This is a genomic window from Streptomyces sp. B5E4 (assembly GCF_039871555.1).
In the GTDB taxonomy this organism is placed as follows: domain Bacteria; phylum Actinomycetota; class Actinomycetes; order Streptomycetales; family Streptomycetaceae; genus Streptomyces.
Genome location: NZ_JBDPMI010000003.1, coordinates 333,426 through 349,165 on the forward strand (window position 1 = coordinate 333,426; position 15,740 = coordinate 349,165).

The window sequence follows — 15,740 nt, forward strand, 5'->3', positions numbered from 1 at the left end:
CGGTCCTCACCCCGGGATCAGGCCCTCGTCGGACAGAAGTCGCCTCACCTGCGTGAGGCTGGTGCCCTCATCGGGCAGTACCAGGTCGGACGGCGTGATCTCCTCGTCCGGCAGCGGCCGGCCCACGCTGCGTACCCCGTCCAGAAGCGCCGACAGGGCGGTGGTGAACGCACCCTCGTCATCGGCGTCGGCGGCCGACTGCAGCGCGGAGTCCAGCCGGTTGAGCCCTGCCATGTGCTCGTCGGCGATCTCGTACTGGCCCTCGCCGACAATCCGAATGATCATGACGTCGCCTCCTCGTCCGAGCCGCCCTCCGCGGCACCGGGACCGTCCGTCGCCGTCGGGGCGGAAGCGGGGGGAAGCTGCGCCTTCATCCGGGCCAGCTCGATCTCCACGTCCTGACCCGCGCTCACCTGTTCGAGCTCGACCTGGATGTCGTCCCGGCCGGCCGGCTGCGTGGCGTCCTCCAACGCGCCGGAAGCGATCAGCTCGTCCAGCGCACCGGCGCGTGCCTGCATCTGCTCGGTCTTGTCCTGGGCCCGCTGGACGGCGAGGCCGACATCGCCCATCTCCTCGCCGACACCGCTGACGGCCTCGGTGATCCGGGTCTGTGCCTCGGCCGCGGTGTAGCTGGCCTTGATCGTCTCCTTGCGGGTACGGAAGGAGTCGACCTTGGCCTGAAGGCGCTGGGAGGCCACGGTCAGCTTCTCCTCCTCCGCCTGCAGCGACGTCTGCTGATCCTGCAGATCGGTGATCTGCGAGGCAGCGCTCGTCCGGCGGGTGAGGGCCTCGCGGGCCAGGTCCTCCCGACCGGCCGCGAGCGCCTGCTGCGCCTGGTCCTCCAGCTTGCCCGTGGACTGCTGCAACTCGTCGACCTGCAGCTCGATCCGCTTGCGGCTGGTCGCGACATCGGCGAGGCCGCGCCGTACCTTCTGCAGCATCTCCAGTTGCTGCTGGTACGAGTAGTCCAGGACTTCGCGCGGGTCCTCGGCGCGGTCGAGGGCCTTGTTGGCCTTGACCCGGAACAGGGCGCCGATACGCCGAGTGATGCTGGTCATGACGACCGCCTTCCTCTCGCCTCTCGACTCTGGGGGATGTACGAGAGACCGGCCGGGCGATTGCGGGTACGTGTACGACGCCGCGTGCCGCGCAGGGTCACAACCCCGACCGTGGCACTTCCATTGTCGCGCGCACCCTCCCGGTCCGGCATCTCCACCCGCCGGCGCCGGTGGGTGGAGGGGCGGATCACGGCATTCTCCGGCAGCGCGGTTTCGCCCTGAGGGGCATGGTCGTCACGTAGAGTGCCGACGAGGGCATGGGCGAGAGCTACGGCAGACGCTGCGGGGCGCGGTGAGCACGGCAGGCAGCGACACGACTCCGCCGGGTCACCGCCGACCATCACGGCCCGCCGGTCGACGCAGCAAGCAGCACCTGCGGCACATGCGACCCGTACAGCGGCGAGGCGCGGGGCCCCGCGCTGCTCTGCTGGTGGCGTAAGCGATCCCTGGCACCACGGCCGTCGACCTACCGTGGCCGCATGCACTCACCGATCACGGGCACCGCAGCCGGTGTGCCGTTCACCGCCCTGCCGCCGGCCGGCGGCGGCCCGGCACCATTGATCGTCACCTGGCACATGCTGGACCCGCCCAGGTCGAACGCCGCATTCGCCGCCGCGTTGCCGATGAACGACCTGCCCGCCTGGCGGGTGCACCTCGGTATGCCGATGTGCGGGGCGCGCATGGTCGACGGCAGCATGGACGCCGGTCTGGCGCTTGTCCGACAAGACGTCCTGATGGCGGCTCTCTACCCGATCCTCAGGCAGGCGACCGAGGAGTTCCCGGCCGCACTGGCGTCCATCCGTGCCCAACTGCCCGTCGACGACGGCCCGATCGGGGTGCTCGGCGGCTCACTGGGCGGGGCCGTCGCCCTGAGGATCCTCGCCGACACCGAGATTCCGGTCTTCGCCGGAGCCGTCGTGAACGGCGCCATCCGGATGCGGTCCGTCGTTGCCCTGTTCCCGGGCGACTACCCGTATGACGCCGAATCAGAGAAGGCGGTCGACAGCCTGGACTTCGTCGCCAGGTCGGGCGCCCTCGCCGGTCGCGCACCGCTGCTGGTCGTCAGCGGCGGGCTGGATCACCCGGCGCTGCGCGCCGACGCGTCGGACCTCGTCGACGCCGTGGGGGACCGGGCCGAACTGCTGCCGATCCCCGGGCTGGGGCATCCGCTCGCCGACGAGCCCGGCATCGAACCGGCACCACAGCTCCCGGCTGCTCGCGCGGTGGATGCCGGCCTGACCACATGGTTCCGAGGTCATCTCACGAAAGCGGGTCCGCAGGAATGATCACGGGTTCACGTCCCCGCCGCGGTGAGCGGCAGGACCGTGCCCCGTCTTCGTAGCGACGGCGGCTCCGTACCTGACGCGCCGGGTTCAGTCGGTGACGAACCAGTCGTCCTTGAGGTATTCCATGGTGCTGCTGCCGATCTCGTCCTCGGTGAAGGTGACGGAGGCCCTGACCGCTTCGGCCGGGATCTCGACCTTGGCGGGGGTGAGCACCGCGACGCCCTGCGGGTCGACCGTCGCGGTTTTCAGGGCTTCCTTCTTCTCCGGCGGGATCATCTGGAACACGGCGACGAACGTCGACTCACACGGGCCGAACCCCTCGTCCTCCGCCTGTTGGGCGGCGGGCCCGGCCACCTCGCAGATCGTGTCGATGTCCTCGCGGCCCACGGCGTGGAGGAACTGCTCGTACCGCTCGATCGCGCCCTCCTTCGTCTTCGGCGCGGGCTGGTCACCGGCCGGTCCGGCCGACGGCTTCTCGCTCGGGGCGGACGGGGACGGCGAGGCGGAAGGCTTCTCGACCTGCGTGGACGCCGTCGGCTCCGAAACCTTCGCGTCCGAGTCCTCCTTCGATTTGTCCGGACCGCACGCGCACGCCACCAGCGCCACACACCCCGACAACGCCACGCCCACCATCGTCCGAGCCCTCATTCGGTCCCCCTCACCCTCAGCCGGCAACACAGAGACGTCACGCAATTTCCGGCAGAACGGTTCCGGTCCGGGCGGAGCAATATGAGTCCGGGGAGCCGGAACGGTCTCGGTGCCGGACCGCCGCGGTGGCGGAGCACCGCGCGCGTGGCCGCGCCGGGGCCTGTCGGTCTCCCGGCTCGGGCGGTTCTGCGATCGAGTCTGCAATTTCTTGCGGAAACCCCCTGGGGTTGACCAGCCCCAACGGGTTCATCCCGGGCAAGGTCCCTACGATCGTGGCAGGCAGCGGCAGCAGGGTGGTGCCCCGAGGCGTTCTTCCAGGTGGCGGGCGTTTTCCTCCGGTCGGGGTGGAAGGTCGCCGGGCCGCCGCGTTCGCGGAGGAGAGCGTCGGCTCGGCGGCTCGTGCCGGCGAACGCGTCAGAACCCTTGACCGGCTGCGGGGGCGCCTCTACGTTCCTCTGTGCAATCCCTTTCAGAAAGCCTGCAAGAGCGTTCCCCGGGCTGTCGGGCAAGGCGCGTTGCCTTCGCGGCCTCACCCCGTCCACTTCCCAGGAGGAGTCTTGTTCGCTCGTCGCCAACGCAGACACGGAACTCCAGGCTGGAAGAGGCCCATCGGCGCGTTCATGGCCGGCCTCGTCGCCGTCTCCGGCAGCGTCCTCTCGATGACCGTCACGACCCCCACGGCCCAGGCGGCACCGCCCGGGGCCAAGGACGTCACCGCGGTGATGTTCAACTGGAGATTCGACTCCATCGCCCGCGAATGCACCCAGCGCCTGGGCCCGGCCGGCTACGGCTACGTCCAGGTCTCCCCGCCCCAGGAGCAGATCCAGGGCGGCCAGTGGTGGACCGCCTACCAGCCCGTCAGCTACCGCATCGAAAGCCGTCTCGGCAACCGCGACCAGTTCCGCAACATGGTCGGCACCTGCCGCAACGCGGGGGTCGGCGTCGTCGTGGACGCGGTGATCAACCACATGTCCGCGGGCTCCGGCACCGGCACCGGCGGCTCGAACTACACCAAGTACGACTACCCCGACGCGCCCTACAGCGACGGGGACTTCAACGGCTGCCGCCGCCCGATCGGCGACAACTACGGCGACCGCGGCAACGTGCAGAACTGTGAGCTGGTGGGCCTGGCCGACCTCAACACCGGCAAGGACTACGTCCGGGGCCGCATCGCGGGCTACCTCAACGACCTGCTCTCCCTGGGTGTGGCGGGCTTCCGCATCGACGCGGTCAAGCACATCCCGGCCGGCGACCTCGTCAACATCAAATCCCGGCTCACCGACCCGAACGCCTACTGGAAGCAGGAGGCGATCTTCGGAGCCGGAGAGCCGATCCTGCCCGACGAGTACCGGGGCACCGGCGACGTCCAGGAGTTCCGCTACGGCCGTGACCTGAAGCGGGTCTTCGAGAACGAGAACCTCGCCTACCTGAAGAACTTCGGCGAGGGCTGGAACTACATGCCCTCGGGCGGCAGCGCCGTCTTCGTCGACAACCACGACACCGAGCGCAACGGCTCCACCCTCAGCTACAAGAGCGGCGCCAACTACACCCTGGCCAACGTCTTCATGCTGGCCTGGCCCTACGGTTCTCCCGACGTCCACTCCGGCTACGAGTTCAGCAACAGCGACGCCGGCCCGCCCGACAACGGCGCGGTCAACGCGTGCTACCAGGACGGCTGGAAGTGCCAGCACGCCTGGCCCGAGATCGAGTCCATGGTCGGCTTCCGCAACGCCGCCCGGGGCCAAGGGGTCACCGACTGGTGGGACAACGGGGGCGACGCGATCGCCTTCGGCCGCGGCAGCGGGGCCTACGTGGCCCTCAACCACGAGTCCGGTTCCCTCACCCGCACCTTCCAGACCTCCCTGGCCGCCGGCACCTACTGCGACGTCCAGAGCGACCGTGCCGTGACCGTCGACGGCTCCGGTCAGTTCACCGCCACCCTGGGCGCGAACACGGCGCTGGCCCTGCACACCGGTGCCCGCGACTGCGACGGCGGCGGCGACCCCGACCCCGTCGGCGGCGCCTCCTTCCACGTCGACGCCACCACCCAGCCCGGCGAGAACATCTACGTGGTCGGCAACATCCCGCAGCTCGGCGCATGGAACCCCGCCCAGGCGATCAAGCTCAGCAGTGACAGCTACCCCGTCTGGAAGCACCGACTCGCCCTGCCGGCCGGCACCACGTTCCAGTACAAGTACATCCGCCGCTGGGATGGCCAGACCGGTGTGACATGGGAATCCGGCTCCAACCGCCAGGCCGCCGTCCCCACCGGCGGGTCCCTGACGCTCAACGACACCTGGCGCAACTGATACGCGCCTGCCCCGACCGGCCGGTGCCCTCCTCCCCGAGGGCACCGGCCACGCCGGACGAACGGGGCGCGGGTCACTCAGTGCTCGCAGAGGGAGAACTCCCGCTCGTAAAGCTGCTCGTTGTGTTCATTGACGAAGAACTTCCGCTCCTTCATGAGCTGTTCACGGTAGTCCTTGGCCTCTTCGAGCGTCATGGTCGACGTATCGGCCCACGGCTGCTGCGGTGGCACATCGGATGTCGAGACGATGTTCTTCGAGGGGTCGACCAGGAAGAACACGAGTATCTTGCGAAATCCCGGACGGGTGGGGTCCGCGAGGCGGAAATCGCCGACGCGGTGTTGCAGGACGTTCGGGAACGCCAGGCAGCGGCCCGCCGGGGTGGATACGGATCCCAGCTCCTGGTTCAGCGCGTCTTCGTTCTCCAGGCCGTAGACCTCGCGCACACCGTTGTCGTCGTTCTGCTCGTAGCTCGGATCGGCGAGTGCCGCCCGGAAACCCAGGCGGCTTTCGGTGATGTTCTCGCTGTCCCAGTAGTAGATGCCGGTCGAGACGATCCGCTCGTTCAGCATTCCCTCGACGTGCCAGGAACCGCCGGCGTACTCGGGCTTGTCCGGGGTGAGATGAATGGTGGCGAGCTTGACGATGACCTGGAGCCGCCGTCCGCGCAGATCGACGCGGGCGGACTCGTCGGGCAACCCGGGCGGGGTGAAGTCCGGGGCGTCCGGAATGACCGGGCAGCGGTTCGCCCACCAGTCGTCCTGGTCCTCTTCCCAGGCGCGGACGGCTTCTTCGTAGGCCGCCTTGTCGCTGTGATCCGACTCTTCCGGATATTCCGGCTCCGAGTCGTACCACCCGTACGGATCCGGCACGATCCGCAAGGGCCGCGGATGGCGCAGATCGGTGAGCACGTTCTCCAGCAGTGGCCGCAGGCGCGCGAACAGGTCAGGCAGGACGCCGGCCAGTTCGCGATGGGTCCCGGGGTGGATGTTGTTCACGTACGAACGGAAGGCGACCTCGCCGTCGGCGCTGACGTCGACGTCGGTGGGCAGCCACTGGAACTTCTCCGAGAACTCGTAGGCCGACCAGCGGTCCGTCGGATTCTCCCAAGCCCGCTCGGGCGCGCCACTCACCCCGTTCACCAAGCAGAACAGCGACGGATGCACCAGATCCAGCACCTGTCCGCCGGACCCGGGATGCCAGTCCAGTTCCTCTTCTGGAACCTGCTCCAGCACCCGGACCGCCTCCCGCAAGCGGGACCTCAAGTCGTCATCGACAAGCGCGTCCGAATGCCACACCCCGTCGACGGCGGAAACCTCCACGCCGCTGCTTTCGTCCCGCAGTGCGGCGTAATGCGCGAGCTCGGCGAGCACGTAACGAACCTGCGCTTCGGTAAGGCCCTGGGCGACCGCCTCTTGCGTCCATGTGGCGACGATGCCGCCGTCGTTCATCTTGTCGAACCAGTCCGGCTTCGCCCGGATGTGGGCGCTGCACTGCATCATCTCAAGTTCCCGCAACGTTCGAGGCTTCGCGAACGATAGGGAACGGGAGGTCTGAAACGGCAGTGGGAAAGCAGACATGCGACTCAACTCTTCTGTTCCTCCCCGTCGATGTGCGGTGGCCGGAAGGATACGGGAGCCCACTGACACCCCCTCACCACTTCCCGTCACCCCTGGATCCGGTCCTCGGGACCGGACCCGGGTACGTGGGTGACTCCCGCGGCTGCCTTGAACTCCCAAGCCCACGCGGCACCTTGGGCACCTCACCTGACCCCGTGTCGGTGCCGGCGATTAGTCTTCGGCGACGTGCGCGAGCAGGAAGGGGCAGTCATGGCTGAGGATCCGATCGACCTGATCCGCCTGGAGGGGGACGGCAACAGCGTCGTTCTCCGGATCACCGGGAAGGAGGAGCGGAAGCCTCCCGCCGAGGCCGATGCCCTGGCCGGAGAGTTCGTGGTTGACACAGCCTTCGTCCGCGGCACGCTCAAGACCTGGGTCTTCCCCGAGGACCTGCGGCAGTGGCAGCAGGCTCTGGACTCGCTCGACGGGGGCCAGGACATCGCCTGGCGTGAGGGAACAAGCGCTCCGTGGCTGTTCATCGAGCTCGACGAAGACGACGACGACCGCTGCCAGGTCACGATCAAGGACTCTTCCATGTCCCTGACGACGGTCACGGTCACCGTCCCCCTGGCCGACGCCTGGTTCGATGACGCGTACAGCCGCCTGGACCAGGTCTGGGAGACCTGGCCCATGACCGAGGACTGAACCTGGCACGTGGGCCCGGGCCGGGGTGGCCGGGCCCACGTGGTGGGCGGGGTGTGGTGCTAGGTCGTTACGCCGTGGTTCTCCAGCCAGGTGATCGGGTTCTTGGCCGAGCCGTACTCCGGGGTCGTGCGGACCTCGAAGTGCAGGTGCGGGCCGGTGACGTTGCCGGTGGCGCCGGACTGGGCGACGGCCTCTCCCATGCTCACGGAGTCGCCCACCGAGACGTCGATCTGCGAGAGGTGGGCGTAGTGGGTGTAGTCCTCGGCGCCGTGCTTGACGACGATCTGGTAGCCGAAGGAGTCGTCCCAGCCTGCTTCGACGACGGTGCCCTTGGCCGCGGCCTTGACCGTCGTGCCGACGGGCACGGACCAGTCCTGGCCGGTGTGGCCGTTCTCCCAGTTCGCGCCCGACGCCTCGTAACCCGCCGTGGGGGTGCTGCCGTCGACGGGCATGACGGCGGTCGGCTCGGCCGCGGCGGTGTCGGTGCCGTAGGAGGCGTTGTCGGCGTCGGTTGCCGAGCCCTCGGCGGGGCCGTCGAGGGAGAGTTCCATGCCGGGGGCGATCAGGTTCGGGTCGCCGCCGATGACGGACTTGTTGTTCTCGTACAGCGCCTTCCAGCCGCCGTCGACGTCCTGCTCCGCGGCGATGACGGAGAGGGTGTCGCCGGAGGCGACGGTGTAGGTGGTGTCCTCTTCGGCGAGGGCGGTGGATGCGCCGATGACCGGCAGGGCGAGCGTGGCGCCCGCCGCCGAGGCGCGAGTGGCGAGTTTGCGGGCGCCGCCGGGGCGGCGCGGCGCTCGGTGGCGGCCGTGAGGGGATGACATCTGACGGGCCTCTTTCTCCGGACGCCTGCGGGGTGAGCTGTCGGGTTCGGGCTGGAGATGCCCGGCCGCCGGCTTCGGCGGGCCTCACCCCGAGCCGTCGCAGGGACGGCGCGGTCCGGCGGTGGCCGGACCCGTGGGTCCCCCGCTCCTGCCCTGCGGTGCGAGCGATCGGCTGGTACCGCGGCGCCGGGGGCAGGATTCGGCGGTCCGGCGCGTAGCGGGCGTTCGCCTTTCGAACGGGCAGCCACGCTAGGGGGATCATGTGTTCGACGGCAAGGCCGTCGCGCATTCCGGCGGAACAATTGACTCCGCGTCGCGACGAGCTGACCTGGTGCAGCCGCCAGACCCGGGCAAGCGCTGATTTGCCCGTCGGCCCCTGACAAAGAGCGCGGCGAGCGGGGATGCGCCGACATGCCTGAAGCCGCTCGCGCCCGTGTCCCCGGACCCCGCCGCCCTTCTGGTCGCCGGGTGGGGGCGAGGGGCGGTGTCCGGGCGCCTGCGCGTCTCGTCGGGCGGTTTCCCGGGGTGTCCCGCGCTCCTGAAAATACCCCCCCGGGTAATTGTGTTACGGTCGGCCATATACCCCCCGGGGTAATTGGCCACTGGAAGGGAGTACGGCGTGTTCTTCGTCGACACGATCGAGGTGCCGGGGCTCGGCAACCGCAGCTATCTCGCCGGCGGTGAGCACACCGCCGTCGCCGTCGACCCGCCGCGCGACGTCGATCGCGTGGTCGCCGCCGCCGCGCGGCGCGGGGTGCGGATCTCGCATGTCGTGGAGACGCACGTGCACAACGACTACGTCACCGGAGGGCTGGAGCTGGCCCGGGTCACCGGGGCCGACTACCTCGTGCCCGCCGGCGCCCGCGTCGCCTTCCGGCGCGTGCCCGTGCGGGACGGGGACCGTACGGAGATCGACGCCGCCGGCCGCCTCGTGCTGCGGGCGCTGGCCACCCCCGGGCACACCCCCCACCACACCTCGTACGTGCTGGAGGAGGACGGCATCGCCGTCGTCGTGTTCAGCGGGGGGTCGCTGCTCATCGGGACCGTCGGGCGGCCCGACCTGGTCGAGCCGCGGCTCACCGAGGGGCTGGCGCGGGCGCAGCACGCCTCCGCGCGGCGGCTCGCCGACGAGCTGCCCGAGGAGACCGCCGTGCTGCCCACCCACGGGTTCGGCAGCTTCTGCTCCTCCGCGCAGGCGGACGGCAGCGACACCACCATCGGGCGGGAGAAGGCCGTCAACGACGCCCTCACCCGCGACGTCGACACCTTCGTCGCCGACCTGCTCGCCGGGCTCGACGACACCCCCGCGTACTACGTCCACATGAGCCCCGCCAACACCGCGGGCCCCGCCCCCGTGGACCTCACCCCGCCCGCGCCCGCCGGGGCCGGGGAGATCGCCGAGCGGGTCGCCGCGGGGGAGTGGGTCGTCGACCTGCGCAACCGCGTCGCCTTCGCCGAGGGACACGTCGCCGGCTCGTTCAACTTCGAGGCCGCCGGGCAGCTCGCCACGTATCTCGCCTGGCTCATCCCCTGGGGCAAGCCGGTCACCCTGCTCGCCGAGTCCGCCGACCAGCTCGCCGACGCCCAGCGGGAGCTGGTACGGGTCGGCATCGACCGCCCCGCCGCCGCGGCCACCGGCGCGCCCGCCGACTGGGTACGCGACGGGGAGAGGCCGGCTTCCTTCCCCCGCGGCACCTTCGCCGATCTCGCCGGGAAGGCCGCCGGGGCCGTCGTCCTGGACGTACGCCGCGACGCGGAGCGCCGGGCCGCCGGATACGTCGAGGGCTCGGTCCACATCCCCGTCCACACCCTGTACCACCGCCTCGCCGAGGTCCCCGAAGGCGAGGTATGGGTGCACTGCGCGGGCGGCATGCGCGCCGCCATCGCCGCCTCCCTGCTGGACGCCGCCGGCCGCGACGTCGTCGCCGTGGACGACTCCTTCGACTCCGCCGCCGAGGCGGGGCTGTCCGTACGGACCGGCCGGTGACGGCCCTCCGGCGCGCGATACGCCCCGGTGGGTCCCCGGCGTACGGGGCCCACCGGGGGCCCACGGGCGCCGTCCCGTGACCGCCCTCATACTCGCCCTCGCCGCCGGCGCCCTCATCGGCGTCGCCCTCGGCGCCCTGGGCGGCGGCGGCAGCGTCCTGGCCGTGCCCGCGCTGATCTACCTGCTCGGCTTCGGCCCCGCCGCCGCGACCTCGGCCAGTCTGGTCATCGTCGCCCTCACCTCGGCCGCCGCGCTCGCCGCCCACGCCCGCGAGGGCCAGGTGCGGTGGCGTACGGGCCTGCTGTTCGCGGCGGCCGGAGCCGGTCCCGCGATGCTCGGCGGGGCGCTCTCCGGCCACGTGCCCGGCGCGGTGCTGACCGCGGCCTTCGCCGTGGTCGCGGGGGCGGCCGCCGTGTGCATGCTGCGATGCCGCCGGCGCGCGGAGGCCGTCCCGGCGGTACGCCCCGGGCGGGCCGCCGCGGCCGGGGCCGGGCTGGGCGGGGTCACGGGGTTCGTCGGCGTCGGCGGCGGCTTCCTCGCCGTACCGGCGCTGGTCGGGGTGCTCGGGATGCGGATGAAGGCGGCGGTCGGGACCAGCCTGCTCGTCATCACCGTCAATGCGCTCGCCGCGCTCGCCACCCGCGCCGGCACCGTCGGAGGGCTGGACTGGGCGGTCGTCGGCCCCTTCACCGGCGTCGCGGTCCTCGCCGCGGCGGGCGGCAAGCGGCTCGCCGCCCGGGTCTCCGGGGACACGCTGCAGCGGATCTTCGCCGTCGCGCTGCTCGCGGTCGCCGCGTTCATGCTGATCGACGCGGTGGCGTGAGCCGGCCGCGGAGAGTGTTCATGCCAGCGACAGAAACAGCTTCTCCAGCCGGGCGCGCATCGCCTCGGGGTCCTCCCCGTTCTTGCGGCCGGACTCCATGCCGGTCACGCACTGCTGCAGCCCGGTCGCGATGATCGCGAACCCGGCGCGGTCCAGCGCCCGCGAGGCCGCGGCGAGTTGCGTGACGACGTCCTCGCAGTCGCGCCCCTCCTCGATCATCCGGATCACTCCGGAGATCTGGCCCTGGGCCCGGCGCAGGCGGTTCAGCACGGCCTTGAGGTCCGCGCCCTCCAGCTCCAGTTCCACGCTCACTCCTCGGAAAAAAATACCCCTAGGGGTACTGTACGTCCCGGCCCGGGACGCCGTCGAACAGTAAGGACACCACCCGCCATGACCAGCATTCCCACCACCCTCGCCACGGACCAGGCCCGTACCCGGCTCGGTGAACTCGTCGTGATCGACGTGCGCACCCCCGCCGAGTACGCCTCCGGCCACCTGCCCGGCGCCGTGAACATCCCCCTGGACCACGTCCGCCGCGCACTGGACGACATACGCGACGCCGCCGAGCGCCGCGACCTCCTCGTCGTCTGCGCCTCCGGAGCCCGCTCCGAGAGCGCCTGCAAGCTGCTCGCCGAGCAGGGCATCGCCGCCGCCACCCTCGTCGGCGGCACCGGCGCCTGGGCCGCGGCCGGGCACGACCTGGACACCCCCGTGGCCTGCGACACCCGGGCCGGCTGGAGCATGGAGCGCCAGGTGCGCTTCACCGCGGGCGGCGTGGTGCTCCTCGGTCTCCTCCTGGGCGTCCTCGTCCATCCGGCGCTGCTGCTGATCCCGGCCGGCATCGCGGGCGGCCTGGTCTTCTCCGCGCTGACGAACACCTGCGGCATGGCGGCCGTCCTCGGCAGGCTCCCGCACAACCGCCCGCGCACCGCCGACCTCGAAGCCGCCCGTACGGCGCTCCGCAGCCGCTGAGCGCCGCCGCGTCAGGTCACCAGGCCCTGCCGGTACGCGTAGACGACGGCCTGCACCCGGTCCCGCAGATCGAGCTTGGTGAGGATGCGGGACGCGAAGGTCTTGACCGTCTCGTGGCTGAGCTGCAGGGCCGCGGCTATCTCGCCGTTGGACAGGCCGTCGGCGATGAGGCGGAGGACTTCGAGTTCGCGCGGCGTCAGCGGGATGTCGCGCGGGGTGCCGTCGGCGGGGCGGATGCGGGCGGCGTAGCGGCCGACGAGCCGCCGGGTCACCTCGGGGTCCAGCAGGGCCGCGCCGGTGGCCACGGTGCGGATGCCGTGCAGCAGTTGGGCCGGCGGTGCGTCCTTGAGGAGGAAGCCGGCGGCGCCGGCGCGCAGGGCCTCGTAGACGTATGTGTCCAGGTTGAAGGTCGTCAGGACGAGCACCTTCGCCGGGCGCGGCACCCGGGCGCCCGCCAGCAGGCGGGTGGCCTCGATGCCGTCGAGCACCGGCATCCGCACGTCCATCAGCACGACGTCCGGGCGCAGTTCGCCCGCGAGGTCGACGGCGCTCTGCCCGTCGCCGCACTCGCCGGCCACCTCCAGGTCCGGCTGGGCGTCGATGATGGTCACCAGGCCCGTCCGGACCAGGACCTGGTCGTCGCAGATCAGGACGCGGATCGGCGCGGTCACGACGCGCTGCCCGCCGCCGCCGGGACAGCGGCGCGAGGGGGCGGCGGTGGCGCTCCAGATGGGCCCCCGCGCTCATCAGGGCGATGGCCTGGGCAGTGCCCGCGAGGGAGTGGTAGCCGCGGAGCTGGTCGACGGCGAAGCCGGCCGTCACCAGGGTGAGGCAGAGCAGCGGCCACCGGCGGCGCAGGGCGAGCGGCAGGCACTGGAGCGCGACGGCGACGACGGCGAGGGCGTCGAAGTCGCGGCCGGGGAGGCCGCCGAGCTGGGTGCCGTGGGTGTGGGACGCCGGCAGGAGGGCGGCGAAGAGGATGAGCGGGAATCCGGGCCGGGTCGCCGGGGCGCCGGGGCGGCGGGATGGCGGGTCGGCCGAGCGGCCGCACTCCGGTTGCCCAGAACGCCAGGGACCGGGCGGCCCCGGAACCGTCACCGCAGGGAGGACACCTGCGCGTGTAGCTCGCGCGGGGGACAGCGGCCCGGGAAGGACGGCGAGTTCGCCGTACGTGCTCTCCCCGGCGGCCGGTCGGGGAATGCCCGCCCGGTGCGCGGCGAGCCGGGCTACGCTCACGCGCATGAGCGCTGGGATACGTGCCGTCGGAGGGTTACTGCGGGGGCGGCTGCCCGTGGTGACGGGGATCGCCGGGCTGCTCGTCGGGGCGGCGGCGACGTGGCTGGTCGCGGACTCCGGCGCCGACGACCCCAACCCCGTGCTGGACTACGCGGGCGCCGACAAGGACCTGGTGCGTACCGCCGCCGACGCCTGGCGCGACGCACCCCCGGACGACCGCCCGCGCGGCGGGATATCCGTCGTCCACTCCGGCCGCACCGGCGACCGCGACGTCGTCGTCCTCCTCGACGAGACCGGCCTCGGCAGCGCCTACGCGCGCCCCGCGGAGGGCGAAGGGGCGGTGGAGTGGGTCACGCCGATCGGGTCGGCGGCGGACGACGGGACCCCCGCGCGGGTCGCCGCCGGGGCGCTGCTGCTCGGCCCCGCCGACGGGCCCGGCGACATCTGGATGGGCGGTCGCTCGTCGCCTACGGGCCTCGCGGCAGCGGTACTTGAAGGGGACGGCGTGCGGTGGCAGCCGGTCGACGTCGCGGACGGCGTGGCCCTCGACGTGCCGGAGGCCGGCCCGGACGGCTGCGGGCTGCGCATCGTCGCCGACCGGAGCCGCGGGCTCGTCCACGCCGTACGCTCCGGGCGCAGCCCCGTCGGGGCGGTGCTGCAGGGCGACGTACGGCCCCTGGACGCCTCCGGGCGCCGGCCGCCCGAGGACCGGCCGCGCGTGGGGGAGCGGGAACTGGACGCCGCGCAGGTGCGGTTGCTGTCCCGCCTGGCCTGCGTCGACAAGAACGAGACGCGGGAGCCGCTGACGGGCCTCTGGTACCTCTCTGAGCTGTGGCGCGGCGAACTGCCCGCGGGCGGCGGCGCTTCGCTCCTCACCCTGGGCACGGGCGAGGAGAACCTGCTGCTGCTCGCCTCGGACAACGACGACGACGGCGGTTCGGTCCTCCGCGGCGACGCGCCGGGCACGCTGTGGCGCGACGCCGCGGTGGCGTCGTGGTACGACCGGACGGACCCGGCCGAGGAGGGCCCGTACCGGCACTGGATCGTGGTCGCGGGCACCCAGGAGGTCGAGCGGATCGAGGTGGTCCTCGGAAACGGCGGGCGGATCACCGGGCAGGGCCGGTATCTGGCCGTCGACCTGGAGAAGTACGGGATCGACAGCGGCACCACGTCGTACGAGGTGACGGCGGTGGACGGCGACGGGGACCCGGTGCGGGTGCTGCGGTAGCCGGCCGCCGCCCCGCCGCCGTGCGTCAGCCGCGGGCCATGGCGATGACGCCGGAGAGGCGTTCGCCGGCCTCGTAGATCATGTACGGCACGCCGCGGTCGGTGCCGAACGCCGGGGCCGCGGCGCGTCCGTTCTCGGGCCCCGTGGCGCGGGAGTCGTAGAAGACGCCGAGGTGGTTGCGGCGGGAGAAGTCGGCGCCGACCTCGGTGATGAGGATGTTCCCGCCGCTGCCCTTGTCGGTGTGGTAGACGACGTACGCGCTGCCGCCCCGCTCCAGCAGATGCGCGCCGGAGACGTCGGAGGCGCCGACGGCGGCGTGGTCGATGAGCGGCGCGGGGTCGAACGTCCAGGTGCGGCCGTCGGCCGACCAGCCCCAGCCGATGTCGCGGTGGTTGGTGCGGTCGTTGCGCATGAACAGCATGACGTAGCGGGCGCCGCGGCCCGGGAGGTCGTAGGGGAAGACGCGGGCGTAGGAGGTCTCGGTGGTGCCGGCCGGGAGCATCGCGGTGGTCAGCACGGTCTTGTCGTACGTGAAGCGGATGCCGTCCGTGGAGCGGGCGAGGCGGGTGGTGTTGTTCTCGCCGTGGAAGTAGAGCCACAGCTCGCGGCGGCCGGCGTGCCACATGACGTGGGGCGAGGAGACGTGGCTGACGCTGTAGTGCGGGGACCAGACGTTGCCGACGAGCGGGTTGCGCGGGTACTCGGTGAACGGCCCCTCCAGGGAGTCGCCGTAGGCGAGGCAGATGCCGCCGGGGTTCTCGTGGGGGGCGTAGTAAAGGTAGTAGCGGCCGAGCGGGGCGGAGAGGCGGTCGTAGACGCCGCGGACGCAGGGGAAGATGATCTCGCCGCTGGGGTTGTAGGAGAGCTGCCCGGGGACGAGCAGCGTGCGCACGTACCGGTAGTCGGGAAAGCCCCCGGGCGCGGCGGCCGCCGGGGCGGCACCGGGCCCGCCGAGGGCGAGCACGCCACCGCCGGCGGTGACGGCGGACGCGGCGGAGGCGGTGCGCAGGAAGCGGCGGCGGTCGAGCGTCATGGGGGCTCCTCTGTCGGCTGCGGTGGGGGTGGGACGGCTGCGCGACGCGTACTGCTCATACGCATGAGCACGGAG

At 71.9% G+C, this 15,740-nt stretch carries 15 protein-coding genes and 1 pseudogene; 7 read left to right on the forward strand and 9 right to left on the reverse strand.

Annotation, left to right across the window (positions count from 1 at the left end; genetic code table 11):
• Positions 1 to 6: 6 nt before the first annotated feature.
• Positions 7 to 285 carry a hypothetical protein gene (locus ABGA99_RS06520; protein ID WP_347576299.1) on the reverse strand — a complete coding sequence of 93 codons (279 nt, stop codon included), beginning with the start codon at positions 283 to 285 and terminating at the stop codon, positions 7 to 9.
• The gene (locus ABGA99_RS06525; RefSeq protein WP_347576298.1) at positions 282 to 1,058 is read right to left on the reverse strand and encodes a PspA/IM30 family protein; all 777 of its coding nucleotides are present in this window, start codon (positions 1,056 to 1,058) and stop codon (positions 282 to 284) included. The genes ABGA99_RS06520 and ABGA99_RS06525 overlap by 4 nt, the downstream gene beginning before the upstream one ends.
• Positions 1,059 to 1,537: 479 nt before the next feature.
• Here ABGA99_RS06525 and ABGA99_RS06530 point away from each other — a divergent pair, with 479 nt between their 5' ends.
• Complete coding sequence (locus ABGA99_RS06530; RefSeq protein WP_347582283.1) at positions 1,538 to 2,344, forward strand: alpha/beta hydrolase; 807 nt, start codon at positions 1,538 to 1,540, stop codon at positions 2,342 to 2,344.
• Positions 2,345 to 2,431: 87 nt separating this feature from the next.
• On the opposite strand, the gene ABGA99_RS06535 is transcribed toward ABGA99_RS06530, so the two are convergent.
• Positions 2,432 to 2,992 (reverse strand): hypothetical protein, encoded by a 561-nt coding sequence (locus ABGA99_RS06535; RefSeq protein WP_347576296.1) that lies wholly within the window; start codon positions 2,990 to 2,992, stop codon positions 2,432 to 2,434.
• A gap of 620 nt (positions 2,993 to 3,612) precedes the next feature.
• Here ABGA99_RS06535 and ABGA99_RS06540 point away from each other — a divergent pair.
• Positions 3,613 to 5,301 (forward strand): carbohydrate-binding module family 20 domain-containing protein, encoded by a 1,689-nt coding sequence (locus ABGA99_RS06540; protein ID WP_347582284.1) that lies wholly within the window; start codon positions 3,613 to 3,615, stop codon positions 5,299 to 5,301.
• A gap of 77 nt (positions 5,302 to 5,378) precedes the next feature.
• On the opposite strand, the gene ABGA99_RS06545 is transcribed toward ABGA99_RS06540, so the two are convergent.
• Entirely contained in the window at positions 5,379 to 6,947 is a 1,569-nt protein-coding gene (locus tag ABGA99_RS06545) for a DUF4246 domain-containing protein (RefSeq protein ID WP_347582285.1), read from the reverse strand.
• A gap of 180 nt (positions 6,948 to 7,127) precedes the next feature.
• On the opposite strand from ABGA99_RS06545, the gene ABGA99_RS06550 reads away from it, so the two are divergent.
• Entirely contained in the window at positions 7,128 to 7,562 is a 435-nt protein-coding gene (locus tag ABGA99_RS06550) for a DUF5959 family protein (protein ID WP_347576293.1), read from the forward strand.
• A gap of 59 nt (positions 7,563 to 7,621) precedes the next feature.
• Here ABGA99_RS06550 and ABGA99_RS06555 read toward each other — a convergent pair whose 3' ends face one another.
• On the reverse strand, positions 7,622 to 8,386 hold the full coding sequence (locus ABGA99_RS06555) for a LysM peptidoglycan-binding domain-containing M23 family metallopeptidase (protein WP_347582286.1): 765 nt from the start codon (positions 8,384 to 8,386) through the stop codon (positions 7,622 to 7,624).
• 619 nt (positions 8,387 to 9,005) lie between these two features.
• On the opposite strand from ABGA99_RS06555, the gene ABGA99_RS06560 reads away from it, so the two are divergent.
• Both ABGA99_RS06560 and ABGA99_RS06565 read left to right on the forward strand, forming a co-directional pair.
• Positions 9,006 to 10,373 (forward strand): MBL fold metallo-hydrolase, encoded by a 1,368-nt coding sequence (locus ABGA99_RS06560; protein WP_347582287.1) that lies wholly within the window; start codon positions 9,006 to 9,008, stop codon positions 10,371 to 10,373.
• Positions 10,374 to 10,449: 76 nt separating this feature from the next.
• Positions 10,450 to 11,196 (forward strand): sulfite exporter TauE/SafE family protein, encoded by a 747-nt coding sequence (locus tag ABGA99_RS06565; RefSeq protein ID WP_347576290.1) that lies wholly within the window; start codon positions 10,450 to 10,452, stop codon positions 11,194 to 11,196.
• A gap of 18 nt (positions 11,197 to 11,214) precedes the next feature.
• Here ABGA99_RS06565 and ABGA99_RS06570 read toward each other — a convergent pair whose 3' ends face one another.
• Positions 11,215 to 11,502, reverse strand: coding sequence for a metal-sensitive transcriptional regulator (locus ABGA99_RS06570; protein ID WP_347576289.1), 288 nt, complete (start codon positions 11,500 to 11,502; stop codon positions 11,215 to 11,217).
• Positions 11,503 to 11,586: 84 nt separating this feature from the next.
• On the opposite strand from ABGA99_RS06570, the gene ABGA99_RS06575 reads away from it, so the two are divergent.
• Positions 11,587 to 12,168: a rhodanese-like domain-containing protein gene (locus ABGA99_RS06575; protein WP_347576288.1), complete on the forward strand. Its 582-nt coding sequence runs from the start codon at positions 11,587 to 11,589 to the stop codon at positions 12,166 to 12,168.
• A gap of 11 nt (positions 12,169 to 12,179) precedes the next feature.
• On the opposite strand, the gene ABGA99_RS06580 is transcribed toward ABGA99_RS06575, so the two are convergent.
• Positions 12,180 to 12,839 carry a response regulator transcription factor gene (locus tag ABGA99_RS06580; protein ID WP_347582288.1) on the reverse strand — a complete coding sequence of 220 codons (660 nt, stop codon included), beginning with the start codon at positions 12,837 to 12,839 and terminating at the stop codon, positions 12,180 to 12,182.
• A 31-nt stretch (positions 12,840 to 12,870) separates the two neighbouring features.
• Positions 12,871 to 13,149, reverse strand: a pseudogene (locus ABGA99_RS06585) (two-component sensor histidine kinase); the annotation flags it as partial.
• A 259-nt stretch (positions 13,150 to 13,408) separates the two neighbouring features.
• Between ABGA99_RS06585 and ABGA99_RS06590 the strand changes: the two are divergent.
• The gene (locus tag ABGA99_RS06590; protein ID WP_347582289.1) at positions 13,409 to 14,632 is read left to right on the forward strand and encodes a hypothetical protein; all 1,224 of its coding nucleotides are present in this window, start codon (positions 13,409 to 13,411) and stop codon (positions 14,630 to 14,632) included.
• Between the two features lie 25 nt (positions 14,633 to 14,657).
• On the opposite strand, the gene ABGA99_RS06595 is transcribed toward ABGA99_RS06590, so the two are convergent.
• A complete protein-coding gene (locus ABGA99_RS06595) occupies positions 14,658 to 15,665 on the reverse strand; it encodes a hypothetical protein (protein ID WP_347582290.1) in 1,008 nt (335 codons plus the stop codon).
• Positions 15,666 to 15,740 lie beyond the last annotated feature (75 nt).